This is a genomic window from Cryobacterium sp., from assembly GCF_026786305.1.
GTDB lineage: Bacteria > Actinomycetota > Actinomycetes > Actinomycetales > Microbacteriaceae > Cryobacterium.
Genome location: NZ_JAJAYI010000070.1, coordinates 66,508 through 88,063, shown reverse-complemented (window position 1 = coordinate 88,063; position 21,556 = coordinate 66,508). Strand labels below are relative to the sequence as shown.

At 66.0% G+C, this 21,556-nt stretch carries 15 protein-coding genes; 5 read left to right on the top strand and 10 right to left on the bottom strand.

What is annotated here, in order from left to right; translation table 11 throughout:
* The first annotated feature begins 36 nt into the window (after positions 1-36).
* From LH475_RS08695 to pulA, 3 genes are all read left to right on the top strand, one after another.
* Positions 37-1,629 carry an AMP-binding protein gene (locus tag LH475_RS08695; protein ID WP_196844628.1) on the top strand — a complete coding sequence of 531 codons (1,593 nt, stop codon included), beginning with the start codon at positions 37-39 and terminating at the stop codon, positions 1,627-1,629.
* 90 nt (positions 1,630-1,719) lie between these two features.
* Positions 1,720-4,026, top strand: coding sequence for a phosphoribosylformylglycinamidine synthase subunit PurL (gene purL / locus LH475_RS08690; protein ID WP_196844629.1), 2,307 nt, complete (start codon positions 1,720-1,722; stop codon positions 4,024-4,026).
* 394 nt (positions 4,027-4,420) lie between these two features.
* Entirely contained in the window at positions 4,421-10,165 is a 5,745-nt protein-coding gene (gene pulA / locus LH475_RS08685; protein WP_366145593.1) for a pullulanase-type alpha-1,6-glucosidase, read from the top strand.
* A 22-nt stretch (positions 10,166-10,187) separates the two neighbouring features.
* Here pulA and LH475_RS08680 read toward each other — a convergent pair whose 3' ends face one another.
* The 8 genes from LH475_RS08680 to LH475_RS08645 form a co-directional block, all read right to left on the bottom strand.
* Positions 10,188-11,111: an SDR family NAD(P)-dependent oxidoreductase gene (locus tag LH475_RS08680; protein ID WP_297413467.1), complete on the bottom strand. Its 924-nt coding sequence runs from the start codon at positions 11,109-11,111 to the stop codon at positions 10,188-10,190.
* A 10-nt stretch (positions 11,112-11,121) separates the two neighbouring features.
* Positions 11,122-11,547, bottom strand: a complete 426-nt coding sequence (locus LH475_RS08675; protein WP_196844632.1) for a chorismate mutase — start codon at positions 11,545-11,547, stop codon at positions 11,122-11,124.
* A 33-nt stretch (positions 11,548-11,580) separates the two neighbouring features.
* The gene (locus tag LH475_RS08670) at positions 11,581-12,486 is read right to left on the bottom strand and encodes a DMT family transporter (protein ID WP_196844676.1); all 906 of its coding nucleotides are present in this window, start codon (positions 12,484-12,486) and stop codon (positions 11,581-11,583) included.
* Positions 12,487-12,621: 135 nt separating this feature from the next.
* Positions 12,622-13,437, bottom strand: coding sequence for a GNAT family protein (locus LH475_RS08665; RefSeq protein ID WP_297413464.1), 816 nt, complete (start codon positions 13,435-13,437; stop codon positions 12,622-12,624).
* Positions 13,438-13,534: 97 nt separating this feature from the next.
* Positions 13,535-14,821, bottom strand: a complete 1,287-nt coding sequence (locus LH475_RS08660; RefSeq protein WP_196844634.1) for an adenylosuccinate synthase — start codon at positions 14,819-14,821, stop codon at positions 13,535-13,537.
* Positions 14,822-15,307 carry a DUF3151 domain-containing protein gene (locus tag LH475_RS08655; RefSeq protein ID WP_196844635.1) on the bottom strand — a complete coding sequence of 162 codons (486 nt, stop codon included), beginning with the start codon at positions 15,305-15,307 and terminating at the stop codon, positions 14,822-14,824.
* A gap of 66 nt (positions 15,308-15,373) precedes the next feature.
* Positions 15,374-15,742 (bottom strand): nuclear transport factor 2 family protein, encoded by a 369-nt coding sequence (locus tag LH475_RS08650; protein WP_196844636.1) that lies wholly within the window; start codon positions 15,740-15,742, stop codon positions 15,374-15,376.
* 73 nt (positions 15,743-15,815) lie between these two features.
* Entirely contained in the window at positions 15,816-16,457 is a 642-nt protein-coding gene (locus LH475_RS08645) for an RNA methyltransferase (protein ID WP_196844637.1), read from the bottom strand.
* A gap of 74 nt (positions 16,458-16,531) precedes the next feature.
* On the opposite strand from LH475_RS08645, the gene LH475_RS08640 reads away from it, so the two are divergent.
* Positions 16,532-17,803 carry an Nramp family divalent metal transporter gene (locus tag LH475_RS08640; protein ID WP_196844638.1) on the top strand — a complete coding sequence of 424 codons (1,272 nt, stop codon included), beginning with the start codon at positions 16,532-16,534 and terminating at the stop codon, positions 17,801-17,803.
* A gap of 21 nt (positions 17,804-17,824) precedes the next feature.
* Positions 17,825-18,475, top strand: a complete 651-nt coding sequence (locus LH475_RS08635; protein WP_196844639.1) for a metal-dependent transcriptional regulator — start codon at positions 17,825-17,827, stop codon at positions 18,473-18,475.
* Between the two features lie 461 nt (positions 18,476-18,936).
* Here the strand turns inward: LH475_RS08635 and LH475_RS08630 are convergent, their stop codons facing one another.
* Positions 18,937-19,227 carry a hypothetical protein gene (locus LH475_RS08630; protein WP_196844640.1) on the bottom strand — a complete coding sequence of 97 codons (291 nt, stop codon included), beginning with the start codon at positions 19,225-19,227 and terminating at the stop codon, positions 18,937-18,939.
* Positions 19,227-20,678: a glycosyltransferase family 2 protein gene (locus tag LH475_RS08625; protein ID WP_196844641.1), complete on the bottom strand. Its 1,452-nt coding sequence runs from the start codon at positions 20,676-20,678 to the stop codon at positions 19,227-19,229. Before LH475_RS08625 ends, LH475_RS08630 begins: the two co-directional genes overlap by 1 nt.
* Between the last annotated feature and the right edge of the window lie 878 nt (positions 20,679-21,556).

Below are 21,556 nucleotides of genomic sequence, written 5' to 3'. Positions count from 1 at the left end.
GCGTGTGCAGGCCACACCCGATCAAAGGAGATCCCCGTGTTCACGAGCCCCTACGCTCCCGTTGAGATTCCCGACCTGAGCATTTTTGACTATCTGTTCGGCGACCTCAGCGAGACCGAACTGGACCGCACCGCTGTCATCGACGGGGCCAGCGGTGCCATGATCAGCTATCGCACCCTGGTCGATCAGATCACCCGGGTGGCCGGCTCTCTCGCCGAGCGCGGCGTCGGCACCGGCACGGTCGTGGGCCTGCTCTGCCCGAACACACCGGAGTTCACGGCCGTCTTCCACGGCATCCTGCGCGCGGGCGCAACGGTGACCACCATCAACTCGCTCTACACCCCCGACGACATCAAACGCCAGCTCGATGATTCCGGTGCGACCTGGCTCGTGACCATCGCACCGCTGCTGGCCGGTGCCCGGGCGGCAGCACACGCGGCGGGCATCTCGAACGAGTGCATCGTAGTGATCGACGGTGAGCCGGGGCATCCGTCTCTGGCTGATCTTCTCCAAGCGGATGCCGCAGCGCCCGTCGTGAGCATCGAGGCGGCCACGCACGTGGCCGTTCTGCCCTACTCCTCGGGCACGACCGCGGCGCCGAAGGGCGTCATGCTCAGCCACCGCAACCTCGTCGCGAACGTGCAGCAGGCCCGTGACCTGATCGGGGTCGTGCCCGAAGACAAGGTGCTCGCGCTGCTGCCGTTCTATCACATCTACGGGATGACGGTTCTACTCAACCTCGCCTTCAAACAGCGGGCCGCGCTCGTCACCATGGCCAGGTTCGACTTCGTCGAGTTTCTGCGCATGATCCAGGACCACCGCTGCAGCTACGTGTTTATCGCGCCGCCGATTGCGGTGGCCGTGGCGAAGCATCCGCTCGTCGAAAGCTACGATTTGTCGAGTGTGCACACGATTCTCTCGGGGGCGGCACCGCTCGACGGCGCCCTCGCCGCGGCCGTGGCATCCCGGCTGGACTGCCGCATTCTGCAGGGCTACGGCATGACCGAGGTCAGCCCCGTGAGCCACCTGATCCCGATCGACGCTGTGCACCTGTCGCGTGCCTCGGTCGGGGTGACCGTGCCGAACATGGACTGCAAGCTCGTCTCGACCGAAACCGGGGAAGAGATCGAGGTTCCCTCAGTCGGGTCCAGCGAACCCGGTGAGCTGCTCGTGCGCGGTCCGAACGTGATGCTCGGCTACCTCAATAATGACGCAGCGACCCGCGAGACCATCGACGCCGACGGTTTTCTGCACACCGGCGATATCGCCACGGTCAGTGCACTCGGTGAGGTCACCATCGTCGACCGCAGCAAGGAGCTGATCAAGTACAAGGGGTACCAGATCGCGCCGGCCGAACTCGAGGCGCTGCTGCTCACCCACCCCGAGATCGCGGACGCGGCGGTGATCGGCGCAGCGGATGCCGACGGCCAGGAGATTCCGAAAGCCTTCGTCGTCGTCGTGGCTGAGTCTTTCGTCACGGCCGAGGAAGTCATGGCATTCGTCACTGAGCGGGTCGCCCCGCACAAGAAGGTGCGAGCGGTCGAGTTCATCGACGTGATTCCCAAGTCGTCGTCTGGCAAGATTCTGCGCAAGGACCTGCGCGCCAGAGAGCGTGCCGCAGTGATCTAGAAGCGCGCCCAACACGGCCCGCGGGCAGGGGCGACGCGACGGGTAGACTTGCCAGGTCAGGCATCCGCTATCTCGGGGAGAATTCCACACGTGACCGTTGTTTCCAACACCTCTTCCCGCGGCGTCGCCGACACCGTTTCTCACGCCATCGCGACGCCCGAGAAGGAGCAACCCTACGGCGCGCTCGGACTCAAGGCCGATGAATACGCGAAGATCCGCGAAATTCTGGGCCGGCGCCCCACGAGTGGCGAGCTCGCCATGTACTCGGTGATGTGGAGCGAGCACTGCTCCTACAAGAGCTCGAAGATGTACCTGCGCCAGTTCGGCGACAAGGTCACCCCGGCCATGAAGAAGAACCTCATGGTCGGCATGGGCGAAAACGCCGGCGTGCTCGACGTCGGCGAGGGCTGGGCGGTGACGTTCAAGATCGAATCGCACAACCATCCCTCCTACATTGAGCCGTTCCAGGGCGCCGCGACCGGCGTCGGCGGCATTGTTCGCGACATCATCTCGATGGGCGCCCGCCCGGTCGCCGTCATGGACGCCCTGCGCTTCGGCGACATCAATGACCCCGACACCGCCCGGGTCGTGCACGGCGTCACGAGTGGCATCAGCTTCTACGGCAACTGCCTGGGTCTGCCGAACATCGGCGGCGAAACCTACTTCGACGCGGTTTACCAGGGCAACCCGCTCGTCAACGCGCTCTCGGTCGGCGTGCTGCGTCACGAAGACCTGCACCTCGCCAACGCTCGCGGCGTGGGCAACCAGGTGGTGCTGTTTGGTGCCCGCACCGGCGGCGACGGCATTGGTGGGGCATCCATTCTCGCCTCGGACACGTTCAGCGCCGGCGGGCCGACCAAGCGCCCCGCGGTGCAGGTCGGCGACCCGTTCGCCGAGAAGGTACTCATCGAGTGCTGCCTCGAATTGTTTCAGGGCAAGCTCGTCGAGGGCATTCAGGACCTCGGTGCGGCCGGAATCTCGTGCGCCACGAGCGAACTCGCCTCCAACGGCGACGGCGGCATGTTCATCGAGCTCGAGAAGGTGCTGCTGCGCGACCCCACGCTCACCGCCGAAGAGATTCTCATGAGCGAGAGTCAGGAACGCATGATGGCGATCGTCACGCCGGAGAAGCTCGAGGGTTTTCTCGCCGTCACCAAGAAATGGGACGTCGAGACCAGCGTGCTCGGCGAGGTCACCGGCACCGGCCGGTTGATCATCAACTGGCACGGCGAAGAGATCGTCAACGTGCTGCCGCGCACGGTCGCCGTCGACGGCCCCGTCTACGAGCGTCCGCTCGCCTACCCGACCTGGATCGACGCACTGCAGGCCGACACCGCTTCCGTGCTGCCGCGCGCCCTCGACCGTGAGACCCTGCGCGAGCAGTTCCTTGACCTGCTCGGCTCGCCGAACCTCGCCGACCCGAGCTGGATCACCGACCAGTATGACCACTACGTGCAGGGCAACACGGCCCTGTCGTTCCCCGACGACGGCGGCATGATTCGCGTCGACGAAGAGAGTGGCCTCGGTGTCGCGATCGCCACCGACGCGAACGGCCGCTACTGCCAGCTCGACCCGTACCGAGGCGCGCAGCTGGCCCTCGCCGAGGCGTACCGCAACGTCGCCGCGACCGGAGCCGTTCCGGCCGGCGTCAGCGACTGCCTCAACTTCGGCTCACCCGAGAACCCCGAGGTCATGTGGCAGTTCCGCGAGGCCGTCACCGCCCTCGCCGACGGATGCCTCGAGCTGGAGATTCCCGTCACCGGCGGCAACGTCTCGTTCTACAACCAGACCGGCGACCAGCCCATTCACCCGACCCCGGTCGTTGCCGTGCTCGGCGTGATCGACAACGTCGCCCGCCGCATCCCGAGCGGCTGGCAGGACGACGGGCACAATATCTACCTGCTCGGCACGACCGCGCTCGAGCTGGACGGTTCGGCCTGGGCCGGCGTCGTGCACAACCACCTCGGTGGTCGTCCGCCGGCTGTTGACCTCAAGGGCGAAGTGGCCCTGGCCGGACTGCTGCACGCCGCATCGAAGGAAGCCCTCATCGACAGCGCGCACGACCTGAGCGAGGGTGGGCTGGCCCAGGCCCTCGCGGAGGCCGTGATGCGTTTCGGCGTGGGTGCTCGCGTATGGCTGGGCGATATTTGCGAGCGCACTGGCATCGACGCATCCGTTGCCCTGTTCTCGGAGTCGGCCGGTCGCGTGATCGTGTCGGTTCCGCGTGAAGACGACGTGAAGTTTCTCGGCCTGTGCAAGGGTCGCCAATACCCGGTTTTGCGTATTGGCGTAACGGATGCCGAACTCGGCGCGCTCGAGATTCAAGATCAGTTCTCGGTGTCGATCGATGATCTGCGGGCGCGACATCGCACCACGCTGCCCGCCGCGTTTGCATAACCGGCGGCGCTCGGTGGCTGCCTGACCAGCTCCAGAGCCAACTCGACCCGGGCACACAGGTGCCGAAAAGTCGACCGAAGGACCCCTCCCCGTGTACGTCGTGCCTCAGCGCAGCGACGGCACGGGATTCGTGGTGGTGATGAACCGGGCGATCAGCCGCGGACTCTACGGGTCGTATCCGCGCGGACGCATCGGCTCTCTGCAAGCGCTTGCAAGTCGAAAAGTGGCTGATGGGGGCGATCTTACCCTCCACTGAGGGTCACTTTTCGGCGATTCGGTCGAAACGGACGGATCCCCGACAAAACACATGTAAACGCTTGCAGAATTGGCGCTGCGCGCGGTAGCGTCGAACCTGTTGTTCTTTGCGCCGCTCGGCGCCGAACGGGGAGAGTCAATGATGACTAGTCGCACCGCTGCACGCCGAATCCTGGCCACGATCGGTGCCGGGGCGATCATCGTCTCCGGTCTTGTCTTCGCACCGATCGCTACGGTGGCGGCAACGCCGACCGTAGCCCTGGTCGGAAGCTTGCAGAGCGAACTCGGCTGCAGCGAGGACTGGCAACCAGACTGCGCCGCCACCGAGCTCGCCCCAACGGGCACCGAGGGTGTCTGGGCTGCAGAGTTCACCCTTCCTTCGGGCAGTTACGACTACAAGGTGGCGTTGAACGACACCTGGGATGTCGCTTACGGACTCGACGGCGGCGGTGACAACATCCCGTTGACCCTCGCGGGCCAGAGCACCCTGCGGTTCACCTTCGACCTCGCGAAGAAGCGGGTCGGTCTCGAAGCGCTCTCCCTCGCCGGTCCGTACTCCGAAGCGGATGCCCCGCTCGCGGCCGCCCCCATCCGCGAAGCCGGCAGCGACGAGCAGTTCTACTTCGTGATGACCGACCGGTTCAAAGACGGCGACCCGACCAACAACACCGCCGGCCTCGGCGCCGATCCGCTTGTCTCGGGCTTCGATCCGACCAACAAGGGTTTCTACAACGGTGGTGACCTCGCGGGGCTCCGCTCCTCTCTCGACTACATCCAGGGGCTCGGCACGAGCGCCCTCTGGCTCACTCCGTCGTTCATGAACAACCCGGTACAGGGTGAGGGGGCGAACGCCTCGGCCGGGTACCACGGCTACTGGATCACCGACTTCACCCGAATCGACCCGCACCTGGGCACGAACGCCGAACTCGAGGCCCTCATCGCCGACGCGCACGCCCGCGGCATCAAGGTCTACTTCGACATCATCACCAACCACACCGCAGACCTGATCGACTACGCCGAGAAGAAATACAGCTACATCGACAAAGCCACCAGCCCGTACACGACCGCCGCCGGCGTCGCCTTCGATCCGGCCGACTACGCCGGCACGGCCGACTTCCCCGTGCTCGACACGACCTCGTTCCCCTACACGCCGGCCGTGACCCCGTCCAACACCAACCGCAAGGTGCCGGCCTGGCTGAACGACCCCACGCTCTACCACAACCGCGGCGACTCGACCTTCGAGGGCGAGAGCGCGCTCGACGGTGACTTCTCCGGCCTCGACGACCTGATGACGGAGAACCCGGCCGTCGTGAACGGCTTCATCGACGTCTACAAGACCTGGATCGACCTCGGCATCGACGGTTTCCGCATCGACACCGTCAAGCATGTCAACCTCGAGTTCTGGCAGACCTGGTCCACCGCTGTGCGCGACTACGCACACTCCAAGGGCAAGCCCGACTTCTTCATGTTCGGCGAGGTGTACGACGCGGACGCCGCCAAGACCTCTCCCTACGTGCGGGGGACCGACCTCAGCTCGGTCCTCGATTTTGGCTTCCAGTCGCAGGCCACGAGCTTCGCGGCCGGCAACTCGGCCAAGGGCCTCAGTCAGCTGTTCGCAAACGACGACCGCTACACGACTCCCGACTCCAACGCCTACGCCCTGCCGACCTTCCTCGGCAACCACGACATGGGCCGGATCGGCTCCTTCCTGAAAAGCTCCGACTCCCCGGTGCAGCGAGATAAGCTCGCCCACGAACTCCTGTACCTGACCCGCGGCCAGCCCGTTGTCTACTACGGCGACGAGCAGGGCTTCGCCGGCGTCGGTGGCGACAAGGACGCCCGCCAGTCCCTATTCGCCAGCAAGGTCACCGACTACACGAACCAGCCGCTGATCACCGGGGAGACGGCCGGGTCGGTCGACCGCTTCGGCACTGACGCCCCGCTGTATACCCACATCAGCGCCCTCTCTGCGCTCCGGAAGGATCACCCGGCGCTGGCCACCGGCGCGCAGATCGAGCGTTACACCGACACCGGAGCCGGCATCTACGCCTTCAGCCGGGTCGACCGCACCGAAAAGATCGAGCACCTCGTCGCCGTCAACAACTCGGCTGCCACCAGAACCGTCACGGTGCCGGCCCTCACCGACAACGCGGCCTTCTCCGTGCTCTACGGATCCGGCACCCCCGCCACCGCCACCGCCACCGGTGAGCTCTCGGTGACCGTACCCGCGCTCGGTTCGGTCGTGCTCGTCGCCGATATACCGGTCACGGCGCCGACTGCGGCCGCCGCGATCACGGTCGCCGTCCCGACGGCCGGCGCCGGCGTATCCGGAGTCTCACCGGTCTCCGCCACGGTCGACGAGAGCACCTGGGCCGAGACCGGCTTCGCCTGGCGCGTGGTCGGCTCCCCGGACTGGACGGCCCTCGGTACCGCTGAAGACACCAGCCCGCGGGTTTTCCACGACACTGCCGGACTCGCACCGGGCACCCTGGTCGAATACCGCGCGGTGACCACGGATGCCGCCGGCAACCATGCAGCCGCCTCCACCTTCGCGTCGGTGGGCAATAGCGTCACCCTCACCGACACCGGCACGCCGCCGCCCGCCATCGACATGGTCACCGTGGCCGGCAGTCTCGACTCGGAGATCGGCTGTGCGGGCGACTGGCAGCCCGGCTGCGACGCTGCGAAGCTCACCAAGCGCGCCGACGGCATCTACGCCGGCACCTTCGACCTGCCGGCCGGCGCCTACGAATACAAGATCGCGATCAACGGTTCTTGGGACATCAACTACGGTGCGGGCGGCGTTCCGAACGGCGCAAACGTCGCCTTCACCGCCCCGGGCGGACCGGTCACGTTCTACTTCGACCCGCGCAGCAACTTCTTCCAAAACACAGCGCAGGGCCCGATCGTCGTAGCGGCCGGTTCCTTCCAGGAGGAGGCAGGGTGCCCCGGCGACTGGAAACCCGACTGCCTCGCCACGTGGCTGCAGGACATCGACGGCGACGGCATCCTCACCTGGAGCACGAGCACCCTGCCCACCGGCAGCTATGAGGGCAAGGTGGCGCACAATCTTGACTGGGCCGAGAACTACGGCGCAAACGGCGTGCCGAATGGCGCCAACATCGGCTTCAGCGTGACCGAGGGTAAGCAGACCACGTTCAGTTACGACCTGGCAAGCCACGTCCTCACCGTCCTGGCCACCGACCCGCCGCTCGCCGGTACCGGTCAGCAGCGCGCCCACTGGCTGGGCGAGAAGACGCTGGCCTGGCCGCGCGACCTGCTGCCGGTGAACGCTGATCCGGCCGACCTGGTCTACGCAATCCACTCCTCGCCGACTTCGACCCTGACACTCGCAGACGGCGCCGTGACCGGCGGCGACACGGTGAAGCTCGCCTACGACAAGACGGGCCTGACCGACGCACAGAAGAAGGCGTTCCCCGCTCTGGTGAACTCCGTCGTGCTGCGCCCGGTGGGCACCGACCGCACCGAAATCGAGCGGCTGCTCACCACGCAGCTGCAGGTCAGCCAGGCCGGCGCCGACGGCGCGCTGAGCGCGCTCACCGGGGTGCAACTGCCCGGCGTGCTCGATGACCTCTACGCGGATGCCGTCGCCTCCCGTCCGCTCGGTGTCACCTGGTCGAAGAAGCGGCCGACCGTCGCGGTCTGGGCGCCGACCGCCCAGAAGGTTGATCTGCTCGCCTGGACCGCCGGCGACGCCGCCGAAGCCGAGCGGGTCGCCCTGAAACGCCAGGCCGACGGCACCTGGACGACGACCGGCGCGAAGAGCTGGGCCGACGCCTCCTTCGTCTTCGAGGTCACGGTGTTCGCGCCGACCACAGGCAGGATCGAGGTGAACCAGATCACCGACCCGTACTCGGTGGCTCTGACGACCAACTCGACCCGGTCGGTGTTCGTCGATCTGGCGAACCGGGACTTCCGGCCCAAGAAATGGGAGCGGGCCGAGTCGCCCACAATCGACAACCCCGTCGACCGGTCGATCTACGAACTGCACGTGCGTGACTTCTCGATCTCCGACAAGACCGTGCCGGAGCCGCTCCGCGGAACCTACGGCGCGTTCGGCGTGGACAGCGCCGGAACCCGGCACCTCGCCGAGCTGGCGGATGCCGGCCTCAACACCGTGCACCTCCTGCCGACCTTCGACATCGCCACCATTGAGGAAGACCGCAGCAAGCAGGCCGTTCCGGCCTGCGATCTCGAATCCTTCGGACCGGCCTCGACGAAGCAGCAGGCCTGCGTGCAGGCCACGGCCGACGCCGACGGCTTCAACTGGGGCTACGACCCGCTGCACTTCCAGGCGCCGGAGGGCTCCTACGCGGCAGACCCGCGCGGTGGGGCCAGAGTGGCCGAGTTCCGCAGCATGGTCGGCGCCTTGCACGACGACGGTCTCCAGGTCGTGCTCGACGAGGTCTATAACCACACCGCGGCGAGCGGCCAGACCGCCAAGTCCGTGCTCGACAAGGTAGTACCCGGCTACTACCACCGGCTCAACCCGCTCGGCGCGGTCGAGACCTCGACCTGCTGCCAGAACGTGGCCACCGAGCACCGGCTGGCAGAACGGCTCATGGTCGACTCGGTCGTTCTCTGGGCCAGGGAGTACCGGGTCGACGGTTTCCGGTTCGACCTGATGGGTCACCACTCGAAGGAGAATCTGCTCGCCGTTCGCGCGGCCCTGAACCAGCTCACGCTGAAAAAGGACGGGGTGGACGGAAAAGCAATCTACCTCTATGGCGAGGGCTGGAACTTCGGCGAGGTCGCGAACAACGCCCTGTTCGAACAGGCAAGCCAGGGCCAGCTCGGCGGAACGGGCATCGGCACGTTCAACGACCGGTTGCGCGACGCCGTGCACGGCGGCAGCCCCGTCGACGGCGGAACGGTGCAGCAGCAGGGCTTCGGCACCGGCCTCGGCACCGACCCGAACGGGGCCGCAATTAACGGCACCACTCCGCAGGCGCTTGCCAGGCTGGCTCAGGCGAGCGACCTGGTGCGGCTCGGACTCGCCGCGAACCTCCGGGAGTTCAGCTTCGTGACCAGCGACGGCTCCGTGAAGCGCGGCGACGAGCTCGACTACAACGGTTCCCCGGCCGGCTATGCCGCCCAGCCCGACGAGGTGATCAACTACGTCGACGCACATGACAACGAGACGCTCTTCGACCTGCTCGCCCTCAAGATGCCGGCCGACTCTGCCATGACCGACCGGGTACGGATGAACACCCTCTCCCTGGCTACCGCGACCCTCTCCCAGTCGCCGTCGCTCTGGCACGCCGGCACCGACCTGCTGCGCTCCAAGTCCCTCGATCGGGACAGCTACAACTCGGGCGACTGGTTCAACCGGATCGATTGGACCGGGCAGACGAACAACTTCGGGGTGGGCCTGCCGTCGGCGGCAGCGAACAAGGACAAGTGGGACATCCAGCGGCCTCTGCTGGAAGACCCGGCGCTCGTGCCGACCCCGGCCGATATCACGGCCGCGTCACACCAGGCGCAGGACCTGCTTCGGCTCAAGCAGTCGACCGAGCTGTTCCGGCTCGGTGACGCAAAGCTGATCACGCAGAAGCTGTCGTTCCCGGCGGGTGGACCGACCCAGGTCCCCGGGGTCATCGTTATGCGCATCGATGACACCGTCGGCGCCGACGTGGACCGTAAGCTGGACGGCCTGCTCACGGTGTTCAACCCGAGCCCGGAGCCGCAGACCATCCGTCTGGCGGACCTGGCCGGCAAGACGTACACGCTCAGCCCCACCCAGGCGAAGGGCACGGATGCCGTGGTCAAGACCACGACCTGGGACGCGGTCACCGGCACGATCACCGTGCCCGCCCGCACCGTGGCCGTGCTCGTCGACGACCAGCAGAAGCCGGGGAAGTAGCCGAGCCCGGTGGTGAGCAGGTCTAGAGGAAGGGTTCCTCGATGAGTGTCTCGGCCCGTTCCCACAGCTTTGCTGCCACGCCGCGATCACGCGACGTGGCAGTGGCCGCCTGCAGCGTTGGTGCACCGCGGGTGAGGAATCGCGGGCCGAAGTAGTCGCCGCCGTGGGCATCCGGGTCGATCGCGGCACGCACGGTCGTCCACGCGCCGTGGTGCTTGCCCTGCGCGCCGACGAGCAGTTGCAGGCCGTCGATGACCCGCTTGGCGGGCGTGAGATCGTTGATCCCCGGCACCGTGGGGGTCAGACCGGAGATGGAATAGCCGGGGTGCGCCACGAGCGACTGCACGGTACCTGCACCGGCGGCGCGCAGGCGGCGGTCGAGCTCGAAACCGAACACCTGCATGGCGATCTTCGACTGCGCGTAGGCCTTCCAGCCGTTGTACGTCGTGGCGAGCTGCAGGTCCTCAAGCGACGAGTCCATCAGCCGCGAGATCATCGAACCGAGTGACACGACCCTGCTGCCGGGCGTGCGGCGCAACGCCATGAGGGTGCCCGCAGTGAGCGCGAAGTGGCCGAGAAAGTTCGTGGCGAAGATGAGCTCGTTGCCGTCGAGGCTCACCTGGCGGTCCGCAGACGGGTGCACGATTCCGGCGTTGAGGATCAGCCCATCGAGGCGCGGCAAAGCGCGCAGCGTCTCGCTGACGTCTCGCACCGACTGCAGGTCGGACACATCGAGCTGCAACACAGAAACGGATGCCCCGGCCACGCGGGCGCGGATGGCCGCCGCCGCGGCATCCGCTTTCACAGTATTGCGGCAGGCGAGCACGACGTGGGCGCCCGTGTTGGCGAGTTGCTCGCTCGTGAAATAGCCGAGCCCGGCGTTGGCTCCGGTGACCACGAACGTCTTGCCGGCCTGGTTGGGCAGCGAGAGTGGGTTCCAGGTCATCGGGTGGAGACTACAAGGCCGCGCTGGGCGCGTGCGCGGTCGGTGGGTGGGGCACCGGGTGCGATACGGCACCCGTCGGCGCCGCTCCAGTAGCCGGCGTCGGGGGCTGCGCCGCCTCGCCACCGGCAATCTTCACGTGGTGGTGAATCACCTCGGCGATGATGAAATTCAAAAACTTCTCGGCGAAGGCCGGGTCGAGGTGGGCCTCTTCGGCGAGGCCGCGCAGGCGGTCGATCTGCATGAGTTCGCGCGCCGGGTCTGCGGCCGGCAGCCCGTGGGCCGCCTTGAGCCGGCCAACCTGTTGGGTGAACTTGAATCGTTCGGCCAGCAGGTGAATGAGCGCGGCGTCAATGTTGTCGATACTTTCGCGAATGCTGTGCAGTTGCTCAATCGCAGCCGCGTCGGCGTCGGCGGGTAATTCCTCGTGTACGGCCATACTTTTACGATAATGCATACGACCGTTGCGCCCTCAAACGGATGCCGCCGTCTCCCGGCCGCGCGATCCGAACGAGCCCAGCCGCAACCGTTTCTGCGTGAGCAGAATGCCGAGCAACACCAGGAGCGCCCCGGCCGGTTCGTGCCAGGAGAACGTTTCGCTCAGCACGAGCACCCCGAGCACCACGCCGACCACGGGCGTCACATAGGTCACCGTGGACGCATTGGTCGGGCCCCAGGCGCGCAGCACGTTGATGTTCCAAATGTAGGCCAGGCCGGTACCGAGCGCGCCCAGCGTGAGAAGGCCCAGCACGATCGGCAGCGTCAACTGCACCGGGCTCCACGCCAGAACCGGGGTCAGCAGCAGCATGATTCCGCCCGCAATGCCGATGTTGAGAAAGGCAAACGTCGACGCTGCGATCGGCCGCCCACTCAGAAAACGGCGGGTATAGCCGAAGGTGAAGCCGTAGCAGACGGCAGCGCCGAGGCAGGCGAGCTGTCCCCACAGGTCACCGGTGAGCGAGGAATACTGCCAGGGGCCAATGATCACGACGACGCCGACGATGCCGAGCACGACTCCGGCGACCTGCGCGCGCACGAGCGTCTCGACCCGAAAGGCGAGGGTCGCCATCAACGCTGTCATGATCGGGGTGACCGCGTTGTAAATGCTCGCCAGACTCGATGAGACGTACTGTTCGGCCCAAGCGAACAGCAGGTGCGGAATGACGCATCCGCTGATCGCAATCACCAGGAAGTGCAGCCAGACCACGCCCTCCTGCGGCAGCACTGGCCCGTTGTTGATGCGCGGACGATTCATCAGCACGATCAGCCCCAGGGTCAGGCCGCCGAGCACGAGCCGCGACCAGGCGATCTGGCCGAAGCTGACGCCATCGAGGGCGATCTTCATGAACAGAAAGCTGGAGCCCCAGATCAGCCCCATCCCAAGAAATTGCACGGTGACGAGGGTCTTGCCGGCGGCAGGCGTAGGGGGCACGTTCCGAGCCTATAGGCGGCGTTGCCGAGTGCGGGCCCACGGGAGCGCAACGCCTGAAAGCGCCGAGATGCCTGGCGGCGCCTACTGCGAGGTGTCGGCCCCGGCGTTGCGCTCCGCGTCCGTTGCGGAGCCCGGCGCCGCTCCGGTGGTACCCGTGGCGCCCGGGGCCCGGGGCGCGCTCCCGGAGGACGGACGGCGATCACCCTGAGGGCCGCCACCCTGAGGGCCGCCACCCACGATGGTACCGCTCGGGCTCGTCGGGCGCAGGCTCCGGTACGTCACGAAGCGCTCCTCGAATGCGTCGAGGCGGGCCCGCAGCCCGGCGCGCACGGCCGGCCACTCGTCGGCGAGGATCGAGTAAACGGCGCTGTCCCGCCAGGTGCCGTCGGCGCGCGGACGATCACGGCGCAGGATGCCCTCGAAGGTGGCGCCGATGCCGAGGATGGTGGCGCGGGAACGCGTGTTGATGGCATCCGCTTGAATTTTGACCCGGCCGAAGCCGTTCTCGAAGGCGGTGCCGAGTACGAGCAGTTTGGTTTCGGCGTTGACGGCGGTGCCCCAGACGCGCGGATCGTACGCGGTCCAGCCGAGGTGGATCGACTCGTTGACGACATCGATGTCGCCGAGCGTGGTCGTGCCGACGACATCGCCGTCGTTTGGGCCGCCGAGCAGGCGCACCACATAGGGCAGGCCTTCCCACTGAAAGTAGTCGTGCGCCCACTTGATGAAGCCGTCAACATCACGGTGCAGTGCGGCCGGGCCGCCGCCGTAGCCGGCTGCGAACACGTCGGGGTGTGCGATGGCGCGCGCAAGGTCGGGCAGCACCGCACTACCGAGCGGTTGTAACTGCACAAAACGACCGGTCAGGGTCAGGGAATGGGGTCTTACGGCGCTCACTCGATTAGTGTGACAGGTCAAAGTGAGGAATTGTTCACAAAATGTGCGAGCCGGGCACATTGGGGGCCCGGCCGGTGATTCAGATCAGTCGATCAGATCAGTCGATCAGATCGTGACGCACCACGATGGCTTCGCGGTCGGGGCCGACACCGATCGCCGACACGCGCGATCCGCTCATCGACTCCAGGGCGAGCACATAGTTCTGCGCCGCGTGCGGCAGCTCCTCGAACGTGCGAACATCGGTGATGTCCTCGGTCCAGCCGGGAAAGTTTTCGTAGATCGGAACGGCGTGGTGAAAGTCGCTCTGCGAGACCGGCACGTCTTCGACACGCACGCCGTCGACCGAGTAGGCCACGCAGACCGGAATTTCGGCCAGACCGGTGAGCACGTCGAGCTTGGTCAGCACGAAGTCGGTGACGCCGTTGATGCGCGCGGTGTAGCGGGCGATCGGAGCGTCGTACCAGCCGCAGCGGCGCGGGCGCCCCGTGGTCGTGCCGAACTCGACGCCGTTGGCACGCAGGTATTCACCTGACTCGTCAAAGAGTTCGGTGGGGAACGGGCCGCTGCCGACGCGCGTCGTGTACGCCTTGACCACACCGATGACACGGTCGATGCGGTTCGGGGCAATACCGGAACCGGTCACCGCGCCGCCCGAGGTGGCGTTCGATGAGGTAACGAAGGGGTAGGTGCCGTGGTCGACGTCGAGCATGGTGGCCTGGCCGCCCTCGAACAGCACGGTCTTGCCGGCGTCCAGCGCCTGGTGCAGCAGCAACGCGGTGTCGGTGACCATCGGGCGCAGGCGTTCGGCGTAACCGAGCAGCTCGGTGACGATCTCCTCGGCCTCGATGGCACGGCGGTTGTACACCTTGACCAGCATGTGGTTCTTCTGGTCGAGGGCTCCCTCAACCTTCTGGCGCAGAATGTTCTCGTCGAACAGGTCTTGCACGCGGATGCCGACACGGTTGATCTTGTCGGCGTAGGCCGGGCCGATGCCGCGCCCGGTGGTGCCGATCTGGCGCTTACCGAGAAAACGCTCGGTGACCTTGTCGAGGGTGCGGTGGTACGCGGTGATGACGTGCGCGTTGAGGCTGACCTTGAGCCGGGAGACGTCGACTCCACGCTCGGAGAGGGCATCGATCTCTTCAAAGAGCACCTCGACGTCGACGACGACGCCGTTGGCGATGACCGGGGTGACCCCGGGGCTCAGAATGCCCGACGGCAGCAGGTGCAGCGCATATTTCTCGTCGCCGACGACGACGGTGTGTCCGGCGTTGTTGCCGCCATTGAACTTGACGACGTAGTCAACCCGACTGCCGAGCAGGTCCGTGGCCTTACCCTTGCCCTCGTCGCCCCACTGGGCTCCGATGAGTACGATCGCGGGCATTTAGTCTTCTCCTCGAATAACAAAGGCTTCGGTGGGCGGTGCTGGGTCGAAACCCGGGCTGCCGGTGTGCAGGGTGGCGATAATCGACATGGCGCTCGCATCGGCATCCGTCAGAAAAGCCGTGAGGCGGGAGACTTCGTCGGGCTCGCCGATCTCTTCGGCACTGCGGCGCAGTGCGAACAGGGCGCGGAGCACACCGCGGTTGGGTTCGTGGTGCCACGGAATGGGGCCGTGGCCACTCCAGCCGGCCTTGCGCAGGGCGTCGAGTCCGCGGTGATACCCGACCCGGGCGTAGGCGTACGACTCGAGGATGCGACCCTCGGCGTGGGTGGCATCTGCCAGTTCGGCCCAGGCGAGCGATGAGGTCGGATGCACCCGCACGACGCCGGCGATCTCGCTCCTCACGGTTCGGCGCAGGGCCTCGAGCACCTCCGGTTCCGCGGGAAGAAGGGTCTCGGGCTCTGAAATCAAATTTTCGCCGGTCACACTCAATCCTACCAAGCCCGGGTCGGTCGCCCCGAGCGCCGGGCCCGAAGCCCGAAACGGGGCCAATCAGGCTGGGCTTTGCTGCCGGGCCGCGACTCGCCACCCACCGTTGACGAACAGGTACGTCGTCGACATGTTGAGCTCGGCCACGACCTCTCCGCGCCGGGCGATCGCCCGGTAGACGACAACGCCGGCATGTTCGCCGAGGCGAATGATGGCGGGCTCGTGAATGCCGTAGCTCTCCCACGGAGCCGCCTGGTCAAAGTAGGCGGTGACCTGATCGCGGGTGATGACCGCACCGGGCACGATCATCAGGCCGTCGTCGGTCATTTCGCGCTGATAGTACGCGCCGCCGTGGCCGCTCAGGATGGCCTGCCATCCGGCGTTTTCCTCGTGCAGGAGCCGGGCCGGAAGATCGTCAGTGATCGCAGTCATACCGTCACGCTAGCCCCAAACCGTAACCGAATGCAGAAAAGATTCGTGAAGGAGCGCTCAAACCGTAAAAAAGTCAGAACCGGTGCTGGACCACCCAGGAATGCATGGTCACGGCCGCGGCGGCCGAGGCGTTGATCGACCGGGTCGAACCGAACTGGCTGATTTCGACGATGGAATCCGCGGCGGCAATGGCCTCCTCCGACAATCCAGGGCCTTCCTGGCCGAACAGAAGCACGCAGCGTTCCGGAAAGCTGAAGGTTTCGATAATAACGCTGCCCGGCACGTTATCGATCGCGATCACGGGCAGCGACTCATTGGCACACCAGTCGACGAAAGCGGCGACATTGTTGTGGTGCAGCACGTGCTGGTAGCGGTCGGTGACCATGGCGCCGCGCTTGTTCCACCGTCGGCGGCCGATGATGTGCACGGTGTCGGCACCGAACGCGTTGGCGCTGCGCACGATCGAGCCGATATTCATGTCGTGCTGCCAGTTCTCAATGGCCACGTGAAACGGATGTCGATGCTCGTCCAGGTCAGCCACGATCGCGGCCATGTTCCAGTAGCGGTAGCGGTCGATCACGTTGCGGGTGTCGCCGTGCTCGAGCAGGTCAGCGTCGTAGCGGTCCTCGCCCGGCCACTCCCCCGGCCACGGACCGACGCCGTAGGTCGAGCGCTCGGGTGTGGAGTTATCTACTGCTGGCGCTGGATCTGTCACTACCTAACCGTATCCTGCAATTTGCGGTCGAAATTGGGGTTTCGGTCCCCCTAAATTCTGGCTAGGGTTTCGGTATGACTAAAACGGATGCCCCGGTCCACGACCGCGTGCTCTCGCAGGCTCCCACCACGGTCGCCTCCAGCCGGCTGCTCTGGCTGCTCGGGCCGGCACTCGTCGCCGGGGTCGCCTACCTCGACCCCGGTAATGTCGCGAGCAACATGACCGCCGGCGCCCGCTATGGATACCTGCTGGTCTGGGTGGTCGTGGCCGGGAACGTCATGGCCTGGCTCATCCAATACCTCTCGGCCAAGCTCGGCATCGTCACCGGGGCGAGCCTGCCCGAGATTCTCGGGGTGCGCATGAAACGCCCCACGGCCCGGCGGCTGTATTGGATCCAGGCCGAACTGGTCGCGATGGCCACCGACCTCGCCGAGATCATCGGCGGGGCGGTCGCCCTCAACCTCTTGTTCAACCTTCCGCTCATCTGGGGCGGCGTGATCACCGGAACCATCTCGATGATCGTGCTCATGGTGCATTCGCGCCGGGGACCGCGCATTTTCGAACGCGTCATCATCGCCCTCATGCTCATCATCACCGTTGGATTCACCGCCGGCGTGTTCTTCGCACCGCCCGAGGCCGGCGGGGTGCTCGCCGGAATGGTGCCGCGGTTCGAGGGCTCCAACTCGGTGCTCCTCGCCGCCTCGATTCTCGGGGCCACGATCATGCCGCACGCCATTTATGCGCATTCTTCGCTCACCCGCGATCGCTTTCCGGAATGGCAGGGCGTGGTCGCCACCCGCCGACTGCTCTGGGCCACGAAGTGGGACGTCACCATTGCCATGGCGATTGCCGGCACGGTGAACCTGGCAATTCTGCTACTCGCGGCATCCGCTTTGCAGGGTGTGGACGGAACCGACACCCTACAGGGTGCCTACGCGGCGCTCAAGGACACGCTCGGACTGGCGATCGCAACAACGTTCGCCATTGGGCTGCTCGCCTCGGGCCTCGCCTCGACCTCGGTCGGTGCGTATGCCGGGGCCGAGATCATGCACGGCCTGTTGCACGTGCGCATTCCGTTGCTGCTGCGCCGACTGGTCACGCTGATTCCGGCACTGTTCATTCTCGGCGTGGGATTCGACCCGACCCAGGCCCTCGTGCTCAGCCAAGTGGTGCTGTCGTTCGGCATTCCGTTCGCGCTGATTCCGCTGGTCTGGCTCACCGCCCAGCGTGGCCTGCTCGGCACCTTCACCAACCGGTGGTTCACGACCGCCGCGGGCGTCATCTGCGCGCTGGCCCTGGTCGCGCTCAACGTCGTGCTGCTCGTGCTCGTGTTCACCGGCGCCTGACCCGGCTACCCTGAAACAGATATGACGTACACGACAGGCGCGGCCGAGGATTACCTCAAGACCATCTATTCCCACACCGAGTGGCAGAGCGACCTGATCACCCCGTCGGCGCTCGCGGTGCGACTCGGCGTGGCACCGTCATCCGTGACCGAAATGGTCAAAAAGCTCGCCGCGAACGGGCTCATCACCCACATACCGTATGGGCCGCTGGCGCTGACGGATGCCGGCCGGCTGCGCGCGACCGCCGTCGTGCGGCGGCATCGCCTGATCGAGACCTGGTTGGTCGGCGACATGGGCTACGACTGGGATCAGGTGCACGACGAGGCCGAGATTCTCGAGCACTCCATTTCGGATCGCCTGCTCGAGGCCATCAACGCCCGGCTCGGGTTTCCGGCGCACGATCCGCACGGCGATCCGATTCCGGCCGCCGATGGAACCGTGGTTCGGCCGCCGGCGATGCTGTTGGCGGCGGCCACGGTGGGGCACCGGGCAACCGTGCTGCGCATCAGCGACCGTGACCCGGCCGTGCTGCGCGAGCTCGCCGCCGATCTGATCGGGCCCGGCACCGACTTCACCCTCGCGGCGCCACTCACCATCGTGTTAGCGGATGGCCAGAGCCGGCTGGTCACACCGGCTGCGGCAGCGTCGATCTGGGTCACCGTCTCGGCCTGAATTGTTCAAAATGTCGTCACACATGCTCATCCGCGCTCTGGATCTTCTCGGATCTTAATCGTGGTCAAACCGAAGCCAGCAGCCTGGGGAATCGGTTCTCGAGCCGGCACCAGCGTTGTCGAGGAGGCTCCCGAATACCACAGCGTCGGCCACCTTCGGCGGGCGGATGCCACGGCCGCGATTATCGGCAGGTTGCGGCGGGCCTGCCCCCTCTCGTCGAGGAAGCCACGGGAGGCATGCTCAGCCAAACACTTCGCCACCACCCCGCCCGGCGGGTGCCTCGCCGTCTTGTTGTTGGGTGTTCTCGACGAAGCCACCGGGTCAGGCATCTGGTGGAGCGAGCGTGCCGACCACCACATGCCCATCCTGCTCAGCACGGAAGGTCCCTTCGCCAAGTCGGAGGATTTGAATGAGCCCGCTGAGCCCCGGCTCAGCGGCCCTGCACACAACCCGCGTGGGAACTACATCTCGCGCACGCCGCGCGAGTCCGGTCGCGGTGCCCCGCGTCTGGTCCAGCGCAACCGTGCTTGCCGGGCGCCATCAGCGCGGACGGAGTGCGGAAAGATACTGCGCGTCTCGGAGCGGCGCGGACGGCCGGGAAAGAGGTCGCCGAGGCGCACCATGGGCACGAGCTTGGCGATCGCGAGCGTCGCGTATATGACCGTGTTCACCGCCACGAAGGCAGCGAGAACGGAGATGAACGGGGACTGCAGCACCGACTCGGGAAACAGGATCCCCGCCGGTAACAGCATCAGCTCGCACCCGACATCTGGCTCCGGTCAGGTAGCTCCCCGCCGGCAACGGCGGGCTGGGCGTCAGCACCGGGGCCCCAGGAGCCCTGTCGGCCGCGGGTGATGTCGATGATCCCCTTGATGTAGACAAGGTTGAGGAACATGTCGAAGAGCAGCTCCGGTACCACGGTCACGGCCAGCAGCCGCGCCGGCCAACCGCCGTTCCAGGCCGACACCACACGTTCGGTCATGAAGACGGCGCCCAGGCCCAGCCAGAACGGGAACCAGATCCACACATCCAGGGCGAGCAGGGTGATCAGAATGAGGGAGAGGAACGAGGTCAGGGCGATGACGCTGTACCCGATCCCGAGTTGCTGTGCCCAATACCGCAGGGTCGGCGGCGTAATGCCGTAGGCACCGATGTTCTCCAGGGCTCCGCGCTGCCAGCGCAGGCGTTGCACCCACAGGGCGCGCAGGGTGGGCATCACCTCGGTGACCACTGTGCACGCGGCCGGGGAGGTGATGAGCGCGCCGAGCGTCTTCAGCGCAATGGTGAGCTCGTTGTCCTCGGTCAGAGCGTGGGTGTCGTAAACGTCACCCCCTGTGCCCGGGATGCTGCCGCCGCGATTGCGCGCGACCTCGCGCAGCGCCCGGGACCGGAACATCGACGCTGTTCCGGTGAGCACGAACACCTTGCCGCGGCGGCGATTCAATTGTGAGGAGTAACGGACATATTCGTTGCGCTGCATCTGGCCGAGCAGTCCCGCGCCGGGTTCCCCGTAGAACAGACCCCCGATCGCCATCAGTGCCCGGTCGCCCTCGAAGCGAGCGACCCCGCTCTTAAGAAAGCCGGCGTCCAGTGTCGTGTCCGCGTCAAGCACCATAATGATGTCGTTGTCGCCCTGATCGGGGAGGATGATTGAGAGCACCTGGTTGAGCGCGCCAGCCTTCTTCTGGGTGTTGCCCTGAGTCTCGTAGACCTCAAGGCCGAAGCTGCGGGCGATGGACGCGGTGTTGTCGGTGCAATTGTCAGCGACCACGATGACCCGCTCCGGCCGGTGAGACTGGGTCAAGAGCGAGGTCAGGGTGGCTGGCAGCGATGCCTCCTCGTTGTAGGCGGGAATTAGAACGGTGAACGACACCGGGCCGGCGAAGACATGCCGTGTCGCCGCCATCACAATCTTGGGAGCAAGCGGAGTCCTGGCGGCGTTCGAGGACCGGCGCGACCGGTTAGTCACGCGCCATTCCAGCAGGTTGAGGCCCGCGGCGAAGAATACCGCCACGGCGATCGCCGCCACGATCACGCGAGGGGCGGGTGTATCTAGGGAGTAGAGGAAGGTCCAGATGCCGAACATCTCCTCGCCCAGCACCCGGCCGGCCTCCGGCGTATCCACGCTGACAGCGATCCAGAGCAGGGCGGCGCCCCCGGTCACCATCGCGGCCACGACCAACCCCACCGTACGATTGAACATCAATACTCCCCTAGGTGCGCTAACAGTAGGCACTCAAACTGGGGAAAAACTGTGCAATTTCTTCTGCGGACGACCCGGTCAAGGCCCACGGTGCCGAGGACGTTCAGTCGGGTCGCTGGCGGCGTGCCGTGCCGTGCCGCTGCGCGGGGCTCCTGCCAATACGCGGGGCTGCGGAGACTGGCATCCGTCGAATGGCATCCGTCGACTGGGAGCGCGTCACCCGCAGGGACGCAACCACTCCCGCGCCACCATCTTCCGCCACCTATCCAGCACCAAACCCAGCGCTGAGCGCCAACCACTGTTCCGCTACGTACCGATCCTGCGGATGCGTCAGCTGTTCTCTGTCTCGATATGCGGGTCAATTGATCCAATCGCCAAAAAGGGGCGACTGTTCCAGTACTGACCGTGTGCTGTTTTGCGCTGTTGACGGGGCTAGGTGCCGATCATCAACGCGGCGACAACTGCTACAGGGATGACATGAATGGCAATCAGGTCGCCGCAAAGTAGTGCGACGACAACGGTCCACGCGAGTAGCCAAGCTTGAAAAATGTGGTCGACGTCGTGCCAACGCCTCATGTACCAGTCGTTACCGGTGCCGTGGCCACGGAACCGGCGGGTTCCGCACCTTCTCAGCCTCGAAATCCCTAGAACGCACTAAACATGTGGGAAGACGTCAGCTTCGCCGCACCACGGAGAACGCCGGGCCATCAGCGTCATTCGCGACCGGATGATCAAGCGACCAGAGATGCCGTCCTGGCGAACCCGGGGCTATTGATGGCGGGTATTGATGGCGGGTATTGATGGCGGGCACCCCCCTGGTGTGTGCGCACGAACACCAAAAAGCACCCTCAGTTTTGGATGCGATCAAAGCCCAGCTC